Raw genomic sequence first — 17,726 nt, forward strand, 5'->3', positions numbered from 1 at the left:
CTTTTTTCTCTTGTTTAATTTGAGACATTCTCTTAATCACAATTGACGAATGGCAGCACGGAACTTAAGGTGGAGCCATAATAAAATCAATACAGTGAGTCTCAGAGCATGATCGACGAACAGCGAGAGAGTTTAGGACCTTTTCAGGTATTCGTTCTTTTTCTTTCTCTCTTTGTGCTTATTTCAGTATTACTGCAACTGACTATTCCGCTTCCTGAAGACATCAACGCCATACTCAGGCTATCCGATCAGTTTATCTGCTTTTTCTTTTTCATAGATTTTCTTATCCAGCTTAAAAACGCTCCAGACCGTTGGCGTTATTTCCGAACCTGGGGATGGATAGATCTGCTCTCATCGATACCCTTTGGCTTTTATCCGCAGTTTGCGCGGATAGTGCGGATCATTCGTCTGATTCGCGTAATTCGGTCGGTTCGGACACTTGTTAAAGTGTTCATGCGTAACAAAGTAAAAAGCTCATTCTCTTTTGTTGTATTCGTCTCCATTCTTATGCTCACAGTGGGGGCTATCGCGTTACTACTCCTTGAGCAAGGAGTAGAAGATGCAAACATTCACAACGCAACAGACGCATTCTGGTGGGCTTTTGTAACGATTACGACGGTGGGTTACGGCGATTATTATCCCGTCACGGTAGAGGGGAGGTTTGTTGCAGCAATCTTGATGACAACAGGTGTTGGTTTGTTCGGTACGTTTACCGGGTTCGTTGCCTCCTGGTTTTTGGAGGACGACAAAGAAGATCAAGGTAAACACATCATGGCAAACCTTAAAGATGAAGTCGTAGAACTGAGGCAAGAGGTTCAGGATTTAAAAGTATTGCTGCGAGATTTAGCACAAAAGAAAGACCCCGACTAAGGGGTCAGTCAGACTGAGGTTAAAGCGGCTTTGAACAAAGTCTAAATCACTCGACGACACCTTCTGAGAATCCATTTTAGGCAGGTTTGTAGAAGTGCATCGTCACGCCGTTTTTACACCTTTCAAACTTTGTAAGCGTTAACTGGCGTGTTCCGGTTGCCGGTTCGAATAGACGTTTCCCATTACCAACCACGACCGGAAACATCCACAGGCGAAGCTCGTCAATCAGATCATACTTTAGAAGCGTCTGTATCAGGTTGGTACTCCCATGTACTTGGAGAAGAGGACCGCTCTGGTCTTTCAAGGTTTGAATTTCGGAGACGACATCACCAGAAATGGCGATGGAGTTTTCCCAAGTTAGTGTTTGTGGGTTGGAGGTAATGACATATTTTCTCGCAGCATTCATCTGGTCTGATAGATTGGATTTTGGCGCGCTCGGCCAATGCCCTGCAAAAATATCATAGGTATTTCGACCAAAAACCATATCGTAAGGTTCAGACATCGCGTAACGTTCAACTTGAGTCATTACACCTTCCCAGTATGGCGCAGCCCAGCCCCCATGTGTAAAACCACCAGATGGATCTTCTTCGGGCATACTAGGAGACTGCATAACTCCATCCAGTGTCACAAATGCCAGAACGGCAAGCTTTCTCATAAGCAGCTCCTTATCTAATTGACGTAGGTATTTTGATATTTATTGCCAGTACGGAATTTTTGATGGATCCAACCTAAAGCCAGCCCGAAAAATCCAAATTGCAATAACCCGACGGTAAGCTCAATTTGAATCCAGTTTGAAATTGACGGCACCGTATATTTAGCGGGTTCTGTGATGGCGATATAGCTGACAAGAAACGCTCCAAAAAGCAGGGAAATGAATATTCCATCTTTTATTTGAGCAGTGGCACCTTTCCAGACCCTTAGACCGATACTGATGATGGCTCCCTGAATAATCATAACGGTAAATCCCATCGCCATGATTGGCTCGGGACGAAGAAAGCCCACTGAATCAAAATGTTCCTTATTGAGAACAAAGTGCGATAGCCCTTGCGCCGCAAAGGTAACGATCATAAACGCGAGGATTGATAAAAGGTGAGCAATCATGACGTAACTCCTTCTACCGAAGTGTATGCAGTGGATGGCTCTCTGGTGAAAGGTGCAACTGATGAGATTTCTATCGATTTTTCAGTTTTATGCCTTTTATTTAATCGCTTGGCTTCGGTCCATTTCTTTTCATGATTCATACTCACGTCTTTCTCCTTGATACGCTGTTTAACTTGAGTTCAAGCCAGCTTTTAGTACTGACTACTAACTAGACGAGAGAAATCTAAAATCGGGGACAGTTTGAGTAAAAATTTTGGTTTTTTAGAGCCCGAGTGTAGGAAGCAGGAAAAGGTGAAGTGTTAAAACTGGTGTAGAAGATTTGGGTTTGAGGCAAAAAAAAGACCCCGGTCAGTGGGGTCAGTCAGATTGACATAGACTAAGGTTAAGGCTTTCTTTATTAAAATTGTTATCAAATTAAATATCAGTTCTTGCAGATGCGAGTGAGGCTATAGTCATCACCACTGCGAGACGTATATTCTTTGTCTACACTGTGAGCGATTGGGTCGCCTTTGGCACCTGTTTCCAGAAGGCTGATCCAGTAACGGTGGCTGGATTGAGTTTCCATGCACAAAGATGTGCGAGACTCTAACTGGATATCCTTAATGTTCGCCAGATTATCGATACCACCCATATGAGTGCCTAAAGAAATCTCAAGATGACAGCCTTGCGCATCTTTTAACAAAATGGTTTCCGGTTCGCGCTTGTGACCAGACAAGGCGACAAACTGAGATGGGTTCTCTAAACCGACAAGCTTGCCATCGGCGAAGCATGCGACCAAATTGCAGTAGTAAACCATATAGTTCACCACGTCTTTGTGAGATCCACTTTCAAGCGGAAATGAAGCGTCCAGTATCTCTTTTGCCCGTTGTTGCTTTTCTGTCACTCGTTGCGCATTTGTTTTTTCAGCAGCGAGGACAGAAGTCGCATCAAACTGGGATTCGGTTTGTATATTCTGATTGTTCGAAGCAGTTGATATTGTCATAGTGATGTCCTCATCAATTATCTTTTGCCAGCTCAAGTAAAGGGTTGTGACGTTTCCTTTGCTCTTGCTTCAACTTTAGATTAGCGCCTTTGCTGTCAAAATTTCACAATAAAAATTTCACAGTGTAAATTTTACAAAAACAACTGCATGTTTTTACACAAACAAATAAGGCGACCATAAGGTCGCCTTGTTAAAACATTAAATAACGGTTTTGAAGGAGTTAAGCGTTCGCTTCCTGGCTCTGAGGAGATTCTTCTTTCTTACCCAGTAAGCGGCTGGTTATGGTTCCTGCTGTCATCGCGCCAGATACATTCAGGGCGGTTCGCGCCATATCAATCAGAGGCTCAATTGAAATCAATAGAGCAGCGATAGTCACAGGCAACCCCATCGCTGGAAGTACAATCAGAGCGGCAAATGTAGCACCACCACCGACACCAGCAATACCGAAAGAGCTAATCGTCACGATAGCAATTAGAGACAGAATGAAATTGATGTCGAGCGGGTCAATTCCGACGGTAGGAGCAACCATAACCGCAAGCATAGCTGGGTAAATACCCGCACAGCCGTTTTGACCAATTGTCGCGCCAAACGATGCAGATAAGTTCGCAATGGCTGGTGGCACATTCAGTTTGGTGATTTGTGCATCGACGTTGAGTGGAATGGTCGCAGCACTGCTTCGAGATGTGAAGGCGAAAGTAAGTACTGGCCAAATTTTCTTGAAGTATTCAGTCGGATTAACACCAACAAAAGAAACCAGTAAACCGTGAACGACAAACATCAGAAGAATGGCAACATAAGAAGCCACAATAAAACCAAGCAGGTTGAGGATGTCGCCAGCACTGGAAGTTGCGACAACTTTTGTCATTAACGCAGCGATGCCGTAAGGAGTCAGCGCCATGATCATTTTAACTAAGCGCATAACCACTGACTGAGCAGCGTCTACAAAGGTGCGAATAGGGGATTCCAGTTCTTTGTTTTCCTGCATTACTTTGCGCGCAGCAATACCTGTCAGGATTCCGAAAATAACAACCGCGATGATTGAAGTAGAACGCGCACCAGTCAGGTCTTTAAACGGGTTGGTTGGGATAAAGCTCACTAGCATTTGAGGAATACTCAAATCGCTAACGCGATCGATACGATTTTCAAGAACCGCGATACGAGCTGTTTCTCGAGCGCCTTCCGTTAGCCCTTCAGCCGTTAATCCAAATGCTTGAGTGACGGCAATACCAATTACTGCGGAAATCATGGTGGTAACCAGCAAGACTGAAATGGTCAGTGCACTGATTTTCCCAAGAGAACCTGAGTTTTCCAGTTTCACCACAGCAGCAATCATAGAAACCAGTACCAGAGGCATGATGATCATTTTCAGCAAGCCAACGTAGCCTCTGCCAACAATGTTGATCCAGTCGAGACTCTCTTTGATTGAAGCGTGACCTTCACCAAGAACAAGTTGCAGCGCTAAACCAAACAAGCTACCAGAAACAAGACCTAAAAGGACCAAACGAGAAAGTGTGCTTGACTGGCGTTGTTGTTTAAACAGAAAGAGAAGAATAAGCCCAAAAATGGCGAGATTTACAAATGTAACCAATGACATTGATAATTAACCTTTATTAACAATGAATATATATAATTCTAATAATTTGATCTTAAGTAGAATTAATGACTGTTCGCTAAATTAGATTAAGTCAGAGATTTAGCAAAGTGTGATTTGAAATTACATATGCAAAATAATTCTATGCATGTAAATATCACAAGCTAAAAGTTATATAGTTTTGGATGGTGGTTACTTGAGTATAGAAGTGAAGGTCTACTTGTAACTGGAGAGCATTCGCCACATGGCGCGGCTGTCTAATATTGTTGGGTACTCGTGTTTTGAATGAGTATCAAACAGCGCGTAAAGCATGGATTGAGCGACGTCTTTCGCGCCAATAGGCTTGAAGTTGTGGAGCTTTCCAATAAGAAGAGGGCTTAGAACTTTAAGTAAGCTTTCTGTCACCAATTCATTGGTACGAGGTGTTACACGCTCTCCCTTTAGTGGTCCTGGTCGCGCAAAGACTACTTGCTCGAAACCCATTTTAGAAACCGCAGTTTCCATCTTTCCTTTGCACTTAAGGTAATGAGAAAAAGACTCAGGATCTGCGCCATAGCTGGACACCACGGCTAATTTCTTTACACCGACGAGCTTCATTTCCTGAGCGACATTACAGACAAGATCGACATCTATTTGCGCGAGCTTTTCTTTTGAACCAGCTTGTTTGAGAGTGGTACCAAGGCAGATAAAGCCCAGCTCTGGGGAAGGAGTCTCGTCATCCCACTTAGTAATAGCAAGATCAACGTGAATGTGTTCTTTGAGTTTGGAATGAGAGAGGTTGATAGGGCGTCTGCTCAGTGAGTGGACTTGAGAAATGGCATCTTCCTTAAGAAGAAGCATCATCAGTTCGTGACCGACTAATCCACTGCCACCAGCTACAATCGCGATTTTACTCATACAACCTCTCGAGATGCTTAACGCGAGGTTGTGGACAAAATCACTCCAGAACCTACAAACACGCCACCAGTAAGCTTATTAAACAATTTAGCGCGCCCGTTTTGCAACAGCCAATGTGAAGATTTCGCACCTAAATAGGCATAGATCAAAAGCCAAGACAGTTCCATCACAGCAAAAGTGGAGGCTAAAACGAAGTACTGACCTAACAAAGACGCTTGCGGATCAATAAATTGAGGAAATAACGCGGTAAAAAACACGATCGCTTTCGGGTTGCTGGAACCCACGATAAATCCGCTAGTGAACAAACTGCGATGTGACTGCCGGTTTGCTTCTCCTTTGGCAACTTCGTAGTTTTCCTGCTTAGACATAAACGCCTGAACACCCAGATAAATCAAGTAGGCAGCACCAGTCCATTTAATGATGTTGAATACCCATTCCGACGTCGCAATCACCATGCCCAAGCCCGTGAAGGATAAAGTCAGGATACACATAATGGCGCTTAAACTGCCCAGTGCGGTAAAGATTGAAGAACGGAACCCCTGAGTCACAGATTTACTCAGACATAACAGTACGCTAGGGCCCGGTGATGCCGTTAATATGAAAATTGCGGCGACATAAATCATCCATGTATTCCAATCCATTTTCGCTTCCTTGTGAAAATAAAAAGGCAGCCATACCAGCTGCCTTGAGTCGATACAGAAATGATAAATTACTGAACTTTAAAGCGTCCGACAACCTCATTCAGATCTTTAGAAGTCGAATCCAACGCCTGATTGATAGAATTCGCATCAGAAGCGTTGTCATTAAGCTGGTGTACGATCTGCTGGATAGCCACCATATTTCTATTCACTTCTTCTGTAACCTGACTTTGCTGATCAGCAGAAGTTGCCATAAGCGCATTAAGTTCATTTATCTCAATGACAGAGTTGGTAACCTGATTTAACGAATCCATCACCTGATTGGTGTTTTCCGCCGTCTGCTCACAGCTAGAGCGTGTTGATTCCATGGCAGTGACGACGTTTTCTGTGCCACTACGCAGTTTAGAAAGCATCTCATTGATTTGTGATGTACTGTCCTGAGTTCGGGCAGCCAGGGCGCGAACTTCGTCAGCAACAACAGCGAATCCTCGACCTTGCTCACCTGCACGTGCAGCTTCAATAGCAGCGTTTAGCGCCAGTAGGTTGGTTTGCTCTGCAATTTCACCAATCACTTCAAGCACAGTGCTGATTTGTTTGGTGTCGGTGCTCATGGTGCCAATCGAGTTCGACATCGCGCTCACTTCATCCACCAGGGCAGACACACTGTTCACTGCCTGAGAAACAATCTTCTTCGACTCTTCCGCGTTTGCAGATGTGTGTTCAGTCAGCTTGGCGGCATCAGAAGCGTTTTGTGCAATGGACTCAGCCGTTGCACTCATCTCATTGATGGCGGTGATTGCTTGCTCAGTTTCGATGTTGTGATTGTTTAGCGTGCGCAAATTGGAGTCGGTTTGTGTGTTTAGCTGGTCGACAGCTGAATCAATGCTCTTGCTCGACTGTGAAACTTCCACAAACATGCTTTGAAGTTTTTCGATAAACAGGTTGATTGAGTGAGAAATCTGACCGATTTCATCTTTCGATACCACTTCAAGTCTTTGAGTCAAATCGCCGCTGCCCTTAGAAAGATCCGCGACAACCTGTTTTAGGTTTAGAAGAGGTTTAAAGGCGAAATGCAGCAGGACAATACTCAAACAGATAATAACGAAAGCACAAACCACAAGTGCCATAGTGATCAGCCAGTTAAGCGATGCGGTGTTGCGCTCGATAAGATCCAGGTCGATATAGCCGTTTAGCTGCCAGTTCTTAGAACCCAGCGCGACATGCTTTCGGAAAGGCAGTAAGTTGTCGCCAGTCTTGTTGGAGTAAATGACCGTGCCATTCTCGGAAATTAACTCGATATAGCTGCCACTCACCGCGTAGTCAGCCACCACTTCCGACATATCACTCAGGTCAACAATAAAGAAATCAACCGAGTCGTCAGGGCGGCGCATAGAAATAGTGAGTAAAGGCTTGCCATTCACTACCTTAACTTCGCTGATTGACGGTACCTCCGTCTGGGACTCAGCGGCATCCAGATAACGCTGGGTTAATGTTTCATCGTCAACGGAGCCTGACTCATCAAATGCGTAACCGTGCAGAATCTTTATGATCTTATGGAAACCCGCGTTTTCTTTCGTCTCCGCGATGTCCATCATGCTGAAATTCAGGTTCTTCGCCAAATCGACTTTGCTTTGCAGGTCGTGATTAAGACGGTTTTTGACAAGCTCAATGTTGTTACTGATGTTTTTGGTGTCTGAATCGTTAATGTACTGACTGATGAAATAATTAACGCTGACGTAAGAAGTAAGAATGGTAATTGAAACGATGACCGTTATAAGGCCAACGATCTTGTGTTTAAAAGATAGATTTTTCATGCACTTTACATCCCTAAAAGTGTGAAGAACGGAAACATCGCAAAGTGATGTGCTTTCCAGAACGTCGCACATGTTAAGCAGTGGGAGGGCGATGTGCAAACGATACGCAACAAAGTTACAATTTTGAGCCTTATATTAATAAAAATGAGCTTTATTAGTCGTATGTTAGCTATTGAAGTCACTAAATTTTGTCGATGAGCTGGCATTTTGTTCTGGCTAAAAAAGCGTCTATCCCAAATGGCATTCTAAAAGTGTGAGCTATACTGAAAAGTGTCAGTGTGAGCGTGTGGTGTAACACAAATTGATTGAGCTAATCAAAGTGCTTTAGATAATAATAAGTTAAGAATAAATCAGTCAGCTCTAACAACGTGTTCATAAGCCACCACCTGTTAAACCAACTGGGGTTTAGGCTAGGTATGAAAATTAGAGTTAAAAATATAACGTTACTTACCGTTGTTACATCTTTCTTGTTTGGTGTTCTCTATTATATAACGTGGAATGCAACACACGAGCTTGAAAACAAAGTTCAGGACGAAATGCGGAATTCTGCAAAAGAGATCATCGAAAAAATCGATCGAAATCTCTTCGAACGATTTCACGATGCCCGTGCATTTGCCATGAATGCGCGATTACCAGAATACTTTTCTGATGCTAACGATGCAGTAAAAGACCGCTACCTAGATTACCTCGACAAACTGATCACCGAATACAAAGTCTATTCCCACATATTGTTGTTCTCAGCAGATGGGGAGTTGGTTGCCCAAAACAGAATTGATGTCCTTGGTGAAGGAGTGAAACCCGTTGTGACATCGCCAGATCGAGTGTTGCTAAAGCAATGGTTTAACGATGTATTGAATGAAGCGTATCTCCGTCCTCTTGCTCCCAATCCAGCCTATCCAGAATTAGGAACCGCAGTCTACGGACCTGTCCAGTCGCTGTTTGGTCAGGAGAATGTGCGACAGGAACAATTCGACATGATGTTTGCAACAGCAATCAAAGATGACGCTGGCAAGGTTACGGGCGTTTGGGTGAATGTGCTTGATTTTCGTTTCCTGGAAGACATTGTCCATGAATACTACATGTCACTACTTATGGACGGTTATGAGGAAGTCAGGATACTTCTGACTGACCCGAAAGACATGGTACTTATCGATATGCTCCATCTGGAATCCCAGATTACCGGGTTCTTTCGTGAAAATTCTGAACTCCGCGGTTCTCAGTTCAAAATTGGGGATACCTCGATTAACGCCGTAACAAGAGAAAAGTTCTCTGGCATCTCCATTCTGAACGACCAAAATGGTGTGGAGCAATTGCAGGTCTACGCTGACAGTTTAGGAGCGTACGACTTTCCCGGCTTGAACTGGAAAGTCATTATTCAGATGCCTACGGAATTAGCATTTGTTGAAGCCGAGCAGCTGAAAATAAAACTCTGGCTCATTTCCATCATGATCATTGCGGCGCTAATTGTGACTGGGCTTTATATGTTCTACCGAGTCAGCTCTCCGTTAAAACAGCTCGCGGTGATATTTGCTCAACTCTCTCGAAATGAGTTTTCTACGCCGTTACCCAAATACCGTGAAAGCGACGAAGTGGGTGACATCATCAAAGCCGTCGATATTTTTAAAAGCCGACTTCAGGACAGAGAAAAGCTGCTGGAAAAAACACTCGATCAGCAGCAGGAACTCGACCTGCAAAGGCGCGCCATTATGGCGGCTAAGTCTGGGATGATGGTTTGTGACGCGCTAGATAAAGAGTTACCCATTGTTTACGTCAATCATGCCTTTACAACGATGACCGGTTACGAAAAAGAGGAAGTGATCGGGAAAAATCCAAGGTTCCTACATGGTCCCGATCATCAGCAACCTGGCTTAATTGAATTAAGAACAGCGCTAGGCGAAGGGCAGTCTTGTAACGTTTATCTTCAGAACCGGCGCAAGGACAGCTCGATTTTCCATTGCCATTTGCATGTAGACCCGGTGTATTCGGACGAAGGGGCACTGACGCATTTTATTGGTGTGCAAACCGATGTCACTGAGCTTCATAAAGCAAAAGAAGAGGCTCAGGAAGCCAACCGACAACTTGAAGATCTGATTACTCAAACCACCATGGAGCTTGAAGACACAGAGAGCCGAATGAAAGCGGTGTTTAAGTCGGCTGTGGATTGTCTCATCATCTTTAAGCTGGACGAGACGATTCTCGATATCAATGACTCAACCCGTGAGCTATTTGGCTGGACTCGTGAGGAGCTGCTAGGTAAACCCTTTGATGTGCTGCTCGCCGACGACTTTGGTCAGAAAGACATCAACTTCTTAACGCATTCGATTGGCTTAGAATCAACAGACAAAGGCGGAGAGACTGACGAAGTCATCGGGCAGACTAAGGATAAACAACTTTTACCTCTGGAGATGTCCATTACCCAGGTTGCGGCCAATGGTGAGGCCTATTACTTAGGAACGCTCAGGGACATCAGCGATCGCAAACACGCGGAGTCTGAGCTCAAACTCAGTAAGCGCAACCTACAGGATCTGGTGCATCGATTAAATCTGGCAACAGAAGCGGGTGAAATCGGTATCTGGACATGGGATTTCAAAACCGGAAGGTTGCAATGGGATGACCGCATGTATCTCATGTACGACCTGAAAAAGACCAAAGATGGCGCAACCTACGAAATCTGGCGTGCCCGAGTTCATGAAGAGGATTTGGAATTTGCTGAAATTGCGCTAATCGAAGCCAAAAACTCGCTTTCCCGCTATTACTCAGAATTTAGAATTCAGCTTCCCAATGGTGAAGTTCGCTGGATTAAAGCCGCCGCTGATGTGGTCTTTGATGAAGGGACACGTAACGCCATTGGAATGGGTGGCGTCAATATTGATATTACCAAAGAGAAAACAGCGCAGGAGCTGTTGCGTCGGGAAAGTGAACTGGCTAACGCCGCTAACGAAGCGAAATCCATGTTCCTTGCAAACATGAGCCATGAAATCCGAACGCCTATGAATGGTGTGGTCGGGATGATCAACCTGCTCAGTGATACGGATTTGACGCCAGAGCAAAGCACCATGGCGACAACCATCCGTGACTCATCAATGACGCTGCTTAACATCATCAACGACATTCTGGACTTCTCCAAAATTGAAGCGGGTCAGATGCAGGTCGAAAACATTCCTGTGGAATTCCAGGTTGTGATGGAACGTACTGCAGATGTGCTTTTCCTTCAGGCACAGAAAAAACACATTTCCCTTCTCCTTAAACACGACTCAAGGATTCCTAAGTTCATCATGAGTGATGGCGTAAGGCTCGGTCAGATCTTACTGAACGTAGTGGGTAATGCGGTGAAATTCACCAGTGGTGACGAGCAATATCAGGGGCAGGTCTGGATCATGACTGAACTGCTCGAAAACGCCGACGGTGACATGATTGAAATTCGGGTGAAAGACAACGGCATCGGTATGTCTGATGCGCAAATGAACAAGCTTTTTTCGGCGTTTTCGCAGGCGGATACATCCACAACACGGGTATATGGCGGAACTGGATTAGGGCTGTCTATAACGAAATCTCTTATCGAAATGATGGGAGGAAGCATTCGTGTGGAAAGTCAGGTAGGCGAGGGCAGTTGCTTCATTATGACAATACCTTGTGTTTACGACATGGATGATAGCGTTCAGCAAGACAATATTGATTTCTCGGCAGTGAAGATTTTGTCGGTAGTCCGCTCCCCTGAACTGGGCGAGGTTGTGAAACATAATCTAGAGAGTGTCGGATGTGATGTGGTATCGGTATCTTCGTTTGACCGAGCCGAGAAAGTGCTCACCCACGACTCTCAAGACTTCACGATATTAGTCGCAGGTCCCGAACATAGTGCGAAAGACTTAGAAGACACTTACGAAAAAAGCGTCGGTCTGCTGCTAAAAGAAAAGACTAAAACGCTGCTATTGTCAGACGACACATCATCAAGCAAAGGGTTTGTCACCTCCAGAACCATGGTATCGGGTGCTCACCCGCTGAAACCTAGCGAGCTGGAACTGGGTATCGCCATCTTATTGGGTAAACGCAGCCCAATTGCAGAGAAAAGGCAAACGCTGCAAACCACTCAAAATCTCCCTTCTAAAGAGAAAGCAAGAAATGACGGGCGCTTGATTCTGGTTGCTGAAGATCAGCCAACAAACCGTGATGTACTGGAAAGGCAACTTAACCGTCTTGGTTATGTCTGCGTAATGGCAGAGGACGGACTCGCCGCCTACAACATGTGGATGCGAGAGAAGTTTGGCTTGGTTCTGACAGACTGCCATATGCCCGTTATGGATGGATTCGAACTGACAAAAGCCATTAGAAAGCACGAAGAAGAAATGGAGATACCGAAGCCAATTCCAGTCATAGCGATAACCGCCAATGCGCTGGTGGGGGCAAGTGAAGAGTGCATTCAGGCAGGAATGGATGATTACCTTTCCAAACCCGTAGAGCTCACGGCATTGGGTGACATGCTGGAAAAATGGCTGGGTGTGCCTGAAGAGGAGTTGCAACAAGTCGCCAATCTGCCAAATGTTGCTCCGCAAGTTGAAGAACAACTAAATGAAGTGACTGAGATCGAAGACCAGCCTGATGCATTGGAAAACGTAATTAATTTCGAGCGGCTAGAGGCGATTTTAGGGACAGCTGAAATCGAGTTTCTTGCGCCTTTACTTCAGGGGTACTGGGATTCACTCCAGAACGATATGTCTGCTCTGGAAAGCGCACTGACGGAAAAGAATGGTCAGGAAGTACAGAGCATTGCCCACGCGGCAAAAGGTGCAGCGAATTCAGCAGGGGCAGAAATGCTGGCGGAATCGTTTCTCACTTTGCAAAACGAAGCGCTTAAGCAGGACTGGAGCTATTTGGAAAAAGTGTACCAGCAAAGCGTTGTTAAAGTCACCGACATACAAAAATACTTAGAACAAGAAAAGATAATTTAAACGTCTGAAAGCCAGGTAACAGCCCATTGGGGCTAGGAAGGATTAAACATGAAAGCCTCAGAAATGTTCGCAAAAATGACGGTCATGATCGTGGAAGACCATGACTTTTCACGTAAAGCAACATTATCTATGTTGCTCCGTTTAGGAGTAGAAAACATTCTGACTGCACCTAATGGTCGGATAGCGGCTGACAAGCTTGAATGCCATAAAGTGGATATTGTTATCACAGATATTAATATGCCTGAAATGAACGGCATTGAACTGCTTAAAGCCATTCGAACGGGGATGACCAACAACGATAAAGCGACAAAAGTCATTGCCGTGACTTCTTATTCCAACACAGAAGTTTTGCGAGCATGCATGAATCTGGATATTAATTCCTTTCTGGTTAAGCCAATCACGATTGATATGGCAAAAGAAAAGATCATTGCTGCATTTGGAGAATCAGCTCAATTGTTTCATGAACATGAATACAATCAGGTGAACTCAGACTTCGACTGCATGACAGAAGAGGTGATGGAACCGCCTAAGATTAAGGAGGTAAAACCGGAACCAGCAGAACCGATATTGCGTGAAAACGAGAGATTTGTTTCAAAATTAAGTGATCTGGAAGCGGGGATGTGTCTAAAACAAGACATTTGTGCGGCAAATGGATCACGCCTAATCGCTGCGGGCGTGATACTCAATGAGAGGCTTATTAACCGTATCCACGAGTTGAGCACCATCATTAACATCGACAAACTTAAGGTAGAACTGCCTCCAGAAGGTGTCACAAAAGTTTCATAAAGCTAATTTCATTCGAGAGTTATTAATACTTAGTTAGAGTATGTTTAATTTTTCTTAATTCATTCTCTAAATTAAGAACGGCATTCGCATTAGTTTCCTCTATACTCACCGCAAGAGACATTCGGTAACCACGAATTATTTGTGGTTAATGTTCTTGCAGATATTGCGTACCTGAAACGCAATAAATCAGGCGTAGAGTGAAATGAAAGCAATTTTTCAAATCATTTTAAGCTCCTTTAGGGCGGCAATGGTTTCATTGATCCCATATTTGTTTTTCCGTTCTGCTTGGATAATTTTCATTGTAGTTAACAATAACTACTCGCTAGTCCCTTATGAAGACATAGCAACAATAGATATTTTGCTTGGCAAAATATTCCCAGTATTACTTACCTGTACGTTGGCTTATCACCTTTCATTCCACTTCTTTGACGAACGATTACTGGTTACATCGCTTGCTATAACGATGTTTCTCGTCTTCTCAGGCTACATATCCAAAACAGATGGTGGGTTAGTAATATCGGATGCGTTCGTGTTGGATGACGCCATTTTAATCCCAGTTCTAGTCTGTTTAGGGTATTTTCTTGTCAATCGATACATGAAATACAAGTTAATCCGAACCCGAGTCGTCAACCCAATTCTAGAAGGTGCGATTAACGGTATGATGCCTCACTTGCTGGTGTTTCTGGTTATTGGTGCGGTTTATTTCCTTCTCGAACAAACCAGTATCCATTCTGTGATTGAAATGATTGCGGGCTGGCCAGTGTGGATACAGGCTTATTTTCATACGCTTATTATCCACGTTATCTGGCTCACTGGCGTTCACGGTGCAGCCGCGTACTACACTTTTTTCGACAGCTCATTTGTTTCAGAAATCTACGTTTCTAACATGTCATTCAGCATGTTCTTTGACGTATTCGTTATCTATGGAGGGGCGGGAAGTACCTGGGCACTCATCATTGCCATCATGTTGTTCTCAAACATGAAGTTTGCACGAACCCTGGCAAAAATCTCTATTCCTTTTGCGATCATTAACGTTAATGAACTGCTCGTATTCGGGCTACCGATAATATTTAACCCGATTCTGGCGATTCCATTTGTACTGGTCCCTATGGTGAATCATCTGTTTGCTCAGGTGTATTTGTCATTAGTGGATGTAATCGTTATCAGAGAAAGTATTGAGTGGGTGACGCCGTCACTTCTAGACTCTTATCTCGTCACAGGAGGTAACGTCAAAGCCATTCTATTGCAGGTTTTGATCATTAGTCTGGATGTGATGCTCTACATGCCATTCGTACGCAAGTATTCAAACACCAGCAACGACAGCCTGCTCAACACTTTGATTCGTAAACTCAGGTTCAGTTACGCCGTTCCAGTTCAGAAAGAAGTGAGCTTTCTAGGAATGCACAATGAACTGGTCGAGCAGCAGGATAAGCTTAATAAAAGTTTGAAAGACATACTGGCGGGCGAACTCAGGATTTATTATCAACCCCAATTCGAATCCAAAACTTTGCAAATGATTGGTGTTGAGTCTCTGCTTCGCTTAGAAAGCGATCAGAGTCTGAATTCTCCGGATTTTATAAGGCATTTTGAAAATGCCAAAATCGGCGAATACATTGATAAATGGGTGGTGGATACCGTTGAAAGCGACGTAAAAACGCAACCCGTTTTCAGGAATTTTGCTCTGAAGGTAAGCCTGAATCTTAATGTCGACTCACTAGGTGATAAGCAATTCATTAAAGATCTTATCAATAAAATGTCGGGTTATCCTGTCTGTTTTGAGATCACCGAGACCATCTATTCTCAAAATGTTGAGTTAGTCAGTGAAAGCGTAAGGATGCTGCGTGAAGCTGGATTTTTAGTGGCGATAGACGATTTCGGAACAGGGTACTCTAGCTTATCGATGCTCAGCGCGTTGGATGCGGACGTCATCAAGCTCGACAGGCTGTTTCTGAAACAGGCAAATACAGTGAAAGGCAAAGAGCTTTATCGTTCAATGATATCGACGTTAAAAAGACTTGGATTTGTTGTGGTGTCTGAAGGAATAGAAACGGAAGAAGAACTGGAGTTTGTGCAAAGTTGCAATGCGGATGTACTGCAGGGTTACTACTTCTCAAGAGCAATTAATGTTGATGAGCTAGAGCAGTATTTTAACGATGAAGAAGCGCTAGGTCATGCACCTCAGCAGCATTTCACTATTACCAGTTAATCTTCTACTGACTCCCTCAATTGATTGCCCAAGCCCTGATACCAGACCTTGGGCAATGTGATTATCTTCCGCGAGCATAAAGTACAACCAGTACGGTTTTCTTGATGATTTCCCAATCCATCTGAATCCAGCTTGAGAAGGATGTCAGTGCCAGAGCGTAGCTGTGGTCGTAGCCGACTTTTGAACGTACATCTTCAATACAGGTGTCATACCCTTGATTAACCTGAGCAAGACCCGTTATTCCAGGAAGCACACCATACGTACGGTCTGAGAAGAATGGAATTTGCGGCTCCAGTTTATTGTAGAAATAAGGGCGTTCCGGGCGAGGACCAATCATGGACATATCCCCCTTAAGAACGTTCCAGAATTGCGGAATCTCATCGAGACGAGTCTTACGTAAAAACAATCCTACTCGGGTAATACGTGGGTCGTTATCCTGTGCCCAGGTCGCACCAGTTTTGGCTTCAGCATCAACATACATGGTTCTGAACTTAATCATATTGAAAACGTTGCTGCCTTCTGGAGTTACTCGCCCGACGCGCTCTTGTGCATAAAAAACAGGTCCGCGAGAGTTAAGCTTTATTGCCAGTGCAATGATTGGGAAGAGAGGCAGTGTCAGGGCAATTCCTACCATTGCGCATCCAAGGTCAAAGACACGTTTAGCCAATGCAGTAGTGGGTGAAACTGAAAATGTCATAATATCCATAGTTCTCTCTCCTAAACTCGTTCCCAGTTGCCTTTTTCAAAGCCAAGGATGTATCGAAGACCACCAATCAAGCTCGCTGCGTGCCCGCTTACTACGTAGGCTAAGGTCTTAAAATGTTTGTAGCTAAATACACTAGGCAAGATAAGTGCCAGCAATGCGAGGGAATATCCTGCAATTTGCAACGCTGTCGCTACCATAAATAACGGGTGTTCACTCAACAGAATGGAGCCTCCCAATGCCGTCATCATCAGATAAGGCATAGTCACTCGCAGCCCCTTTCCAGAGAAGAAGGCAAACGCAACTCCCTTATATTTCGGATTAAATAGTTTGAACAGACGAAGAATCTGCTGAAGGTTTCCAGCGGAAATTCTTAAACGACGTTTGAAATCTTGCTTCGAACTGGCTTGTTCCATTTCAAGCGCAAGCATTTGGGGCTCATAGACGCCTTTGTACCCTCGCAAAATGATTCTCATAGGGATAATGAAGTCATCATTGATGGTGTCGAATTCGATCTCTTCAAACAACTTTCTTTTGAACAGGTAGAACGCGCCATGAGCGCCCAGTACGGAACCCAGCATCGCTTCGCTCTGTTTGATTGAACCCTGATAATTCCAGTATTGCTGTTCAACGTGTGAAGCCGACAAGATTTGATATTTAGGGTTGACCACGCCAACATTTGGGTCTTCAAAATGTCTGGCTGCAATAAGCAGAGCATCACAGGAAATCAGACTGGAGACATCACTCAGTGCGACTACATCCGTGTCTGCCTGACTGACCAGCTTGTTCACCATGGCGACTTTTCCCTGATTGACATCAAAGTCGAAAATTTCGATATGGATTTCTTCGCAGATAGCTTCCTGAATCGTGTTGTAAGCAATGTTCGCGGTGTCATCTGTGCAGCCGTCGCAGGCTACCCAGACTTTAAGAAGGTGCGAAGGGTAATCCAGACTGCATACGTTGCGTATCTTTTCGGCAATCCACTCTTCCTCATTGTAAGCAGGAATGATCAAAGTCACGGTAGGAAGACGGTTGTCCATGTCATCTGAACGATAGCAACGCGTATCTTTCATTGTGGGTTGCGGCGCTGCACGTTTGGCGATCATGGCAAGTAATGCCGGATAGCCGACGTGGTGATACAGAACCAGAAAAATGCAAAGAGCTGTCACGCTAATTAGTAACCATTCCATTG

Annotated in this window: 13 protein-coding genes; 4 read left to right on the forward strand and 9 right to left on the reverse strand. The window is 44.4% G+C overall.

Annotated elements, in window-relative coordinates:
• Window positions 1-108 precede the first annotated feature (108 nt).
• Window positions 109-870, forward strand: coding sequence for a potassium channel family protein (locus INR79_RS08305; protein WP_223096789.1), 762 nt, complete (start codon window positions 109-111; stop codon window positions 868-870).
• 76 nt (window positions 871-946) lie between these two features.
• On the opposite strand, the gene INR79_RS08310 is transcribed toward INR79_RS08305, so the two are convergent.
• From INR79_RS08310 to INR79_RS08340, 7 genes are all read right to left on the reverse strand, one after another.
• The gene (locus tag INR79_RS08310) at window positions 947-1,525 is read right to left on the reverse strand and encodes a dihydrofolate reductase family protein (protein WP_223096790.1); all 579 of its coding nucleotides are present in this window, start codon (window positions 1,523-1,525) and stop codon (window positions 947-949) included.
• Window positions 1,526-1,539: 14 nt separating this feature from the next.
• Window positions 1,540-1,971, reverse strand: a complete 432-nt coding sequence (locus tag INR79_RS08315; RefSeq protein WP_223096791.1) for a hypothetical protein — start codon at window positions 1,969-1,971, stop codon at window positions 1,540-1,542.
• Window positions 1,972-2,392: 421 nt separating this feature from the next.
• On the reverse strand, window positions 2,393-2,953 hold the full coding sequence (locus tag INR79_RS08320) for a malate synthase (RefSeq protein ID WP_004408773.1): 561 nt from the start codon (window positions 2,951-2,953) through the stop codon (window positions 2,393-2,395).
• Between the two features lie 220 nt (window positions 2,954-3,173).
• Window positions 3,174-4,547, reverse strand: a complete 1,374-nt coding sequence (locus INR79_RS08325) for an L-cystine transporter (RefSeq protein ID WP_022550508.1) — start codon at window positions 4,545-4,547, stop codon at window positions 3,174-3,176.
• 213 nt (window positions 4,548-4,760) lie between these two features.
• A complete protein-coding gene (locus tag INR79_RS08330) occupies window positions 4,761-5,441 on the reverse strand; it encodes an NAD(P)H-binding protein (RefSeq protein WP_223096793.1) in 681 nt (226 codons plus the stop codon).
• Between the two features lie 17 nt (window positions 5,442-5,458).
• The gene (locus tag INR79_RS08335; protein WP_004408770.1) at window positions 5,459-6,082 is read right to left on the reverse strand and encodes a LysE family translocator; all 624 of its coding nucleotides are present in this window, start codon (window positions 6,080-6,082) and stop codon (window positions 5,459-5,461) included.
• Window positions 6,083-6,150: 68 nt separating this feature from the next.
• Window positions 6,151-7,893 carry a methyl-accepting chemotaxis protein gene (locus INR79_RS08340; protein WP_004408769.1) on the reverse strand — a complete coding sequence of 581 codons (1,743 nt, stop codon included), beginning with the start codon at window positions 7,891-7,893 and terminating at the stop codon, window positions 6,151-6,153.
• A gap of 536 nt (window positions 7,894-8,429) precedes the next feature.
• On the opposite strand from INR79_RS08340, the gene INR79_RS08345 reads away from it, so the two are divergent.
• From INR79_RS08345 to INR79_RS08355, 3 genes are all read left to right on the forward strand, one after another.
• Window positions 8,430-12,839 (forward strand): PAS domain S-box protein, encoded by a 4,410-nt coding sequence (locus INR79_RS08345; protein ID WP_223096794.1) that lies wholly within the window; start codon window positions 8,430-8,432, stop codon window positions 12,837-12,839.
• Between the two features lie 48 nt (window positions 12,840-12,887).
• Window positions 12,888-13,625, forward strand: a complete 738-nt coding sequence (locus INR79_RS08350) for a response regulator (RefSeq protein ID WP_022598910.1) — start codon at window positions 12,888-12,890, stop codon at window positions 13,623-13,625.
• A gap of 202 nt (window positions 13,626-13,827) precedes the next feature.
• Window positions 13,828-15,831: an EAL domain-containing protein gene (locus tag INR79_RS08355; protein WP_223096795.1), complete on the forward strand. Its 2,004-nt coding sequence runs from the start codon at window positions 13,828-13,830 to the stop codon at window positions 15,829-15,831.
• A 61-nt stretch (window positions 15,832-15,892) separates the two neighbouring features.
• Here INR79_RS08355 and INR79_RS08360 read toward each other — a convergent pair whose 3' ends face one another.
• Complete coding sequence (locus tag INR79_RS08360; RefSeq protein ID WP_004408109.1) at window positions 15,893-16,537, reverse strand: sugar transferase; 645 nt, start codon at window positions 16,535-16,537, stop codon at window positions 15,893-15,895.
• 11 nt (window positions 16,538-16,548) lie between these two features.
• Window positions 16,549-17,724 carry a glycosyltransferase family 2 protein gene (locus tag INR79_RS08365; RefSeq protein WP_004408111.1) on the reverse strand — a complete coding sequence of 392 codons (1,176 nt, stop codon included), beginning with the start codon at window positions 17,722-17,724 and terminating at the stop codon, window positions 16,549-16,551.
• Between the last annotated feature and the right edge of the window lie 2 nt (window positions 17,725-17,726).

Source organism: Vibrio sp. SCSIO 43132 (assembly GCF_019904195.1).
GTDB classification, from domain to species: Bacteria; Pseudomonadota; Gammaproteobacteria; order Enterobacterales; family Vibrionaceae; genus Vibrio; species Vibrio nigripulchritudo.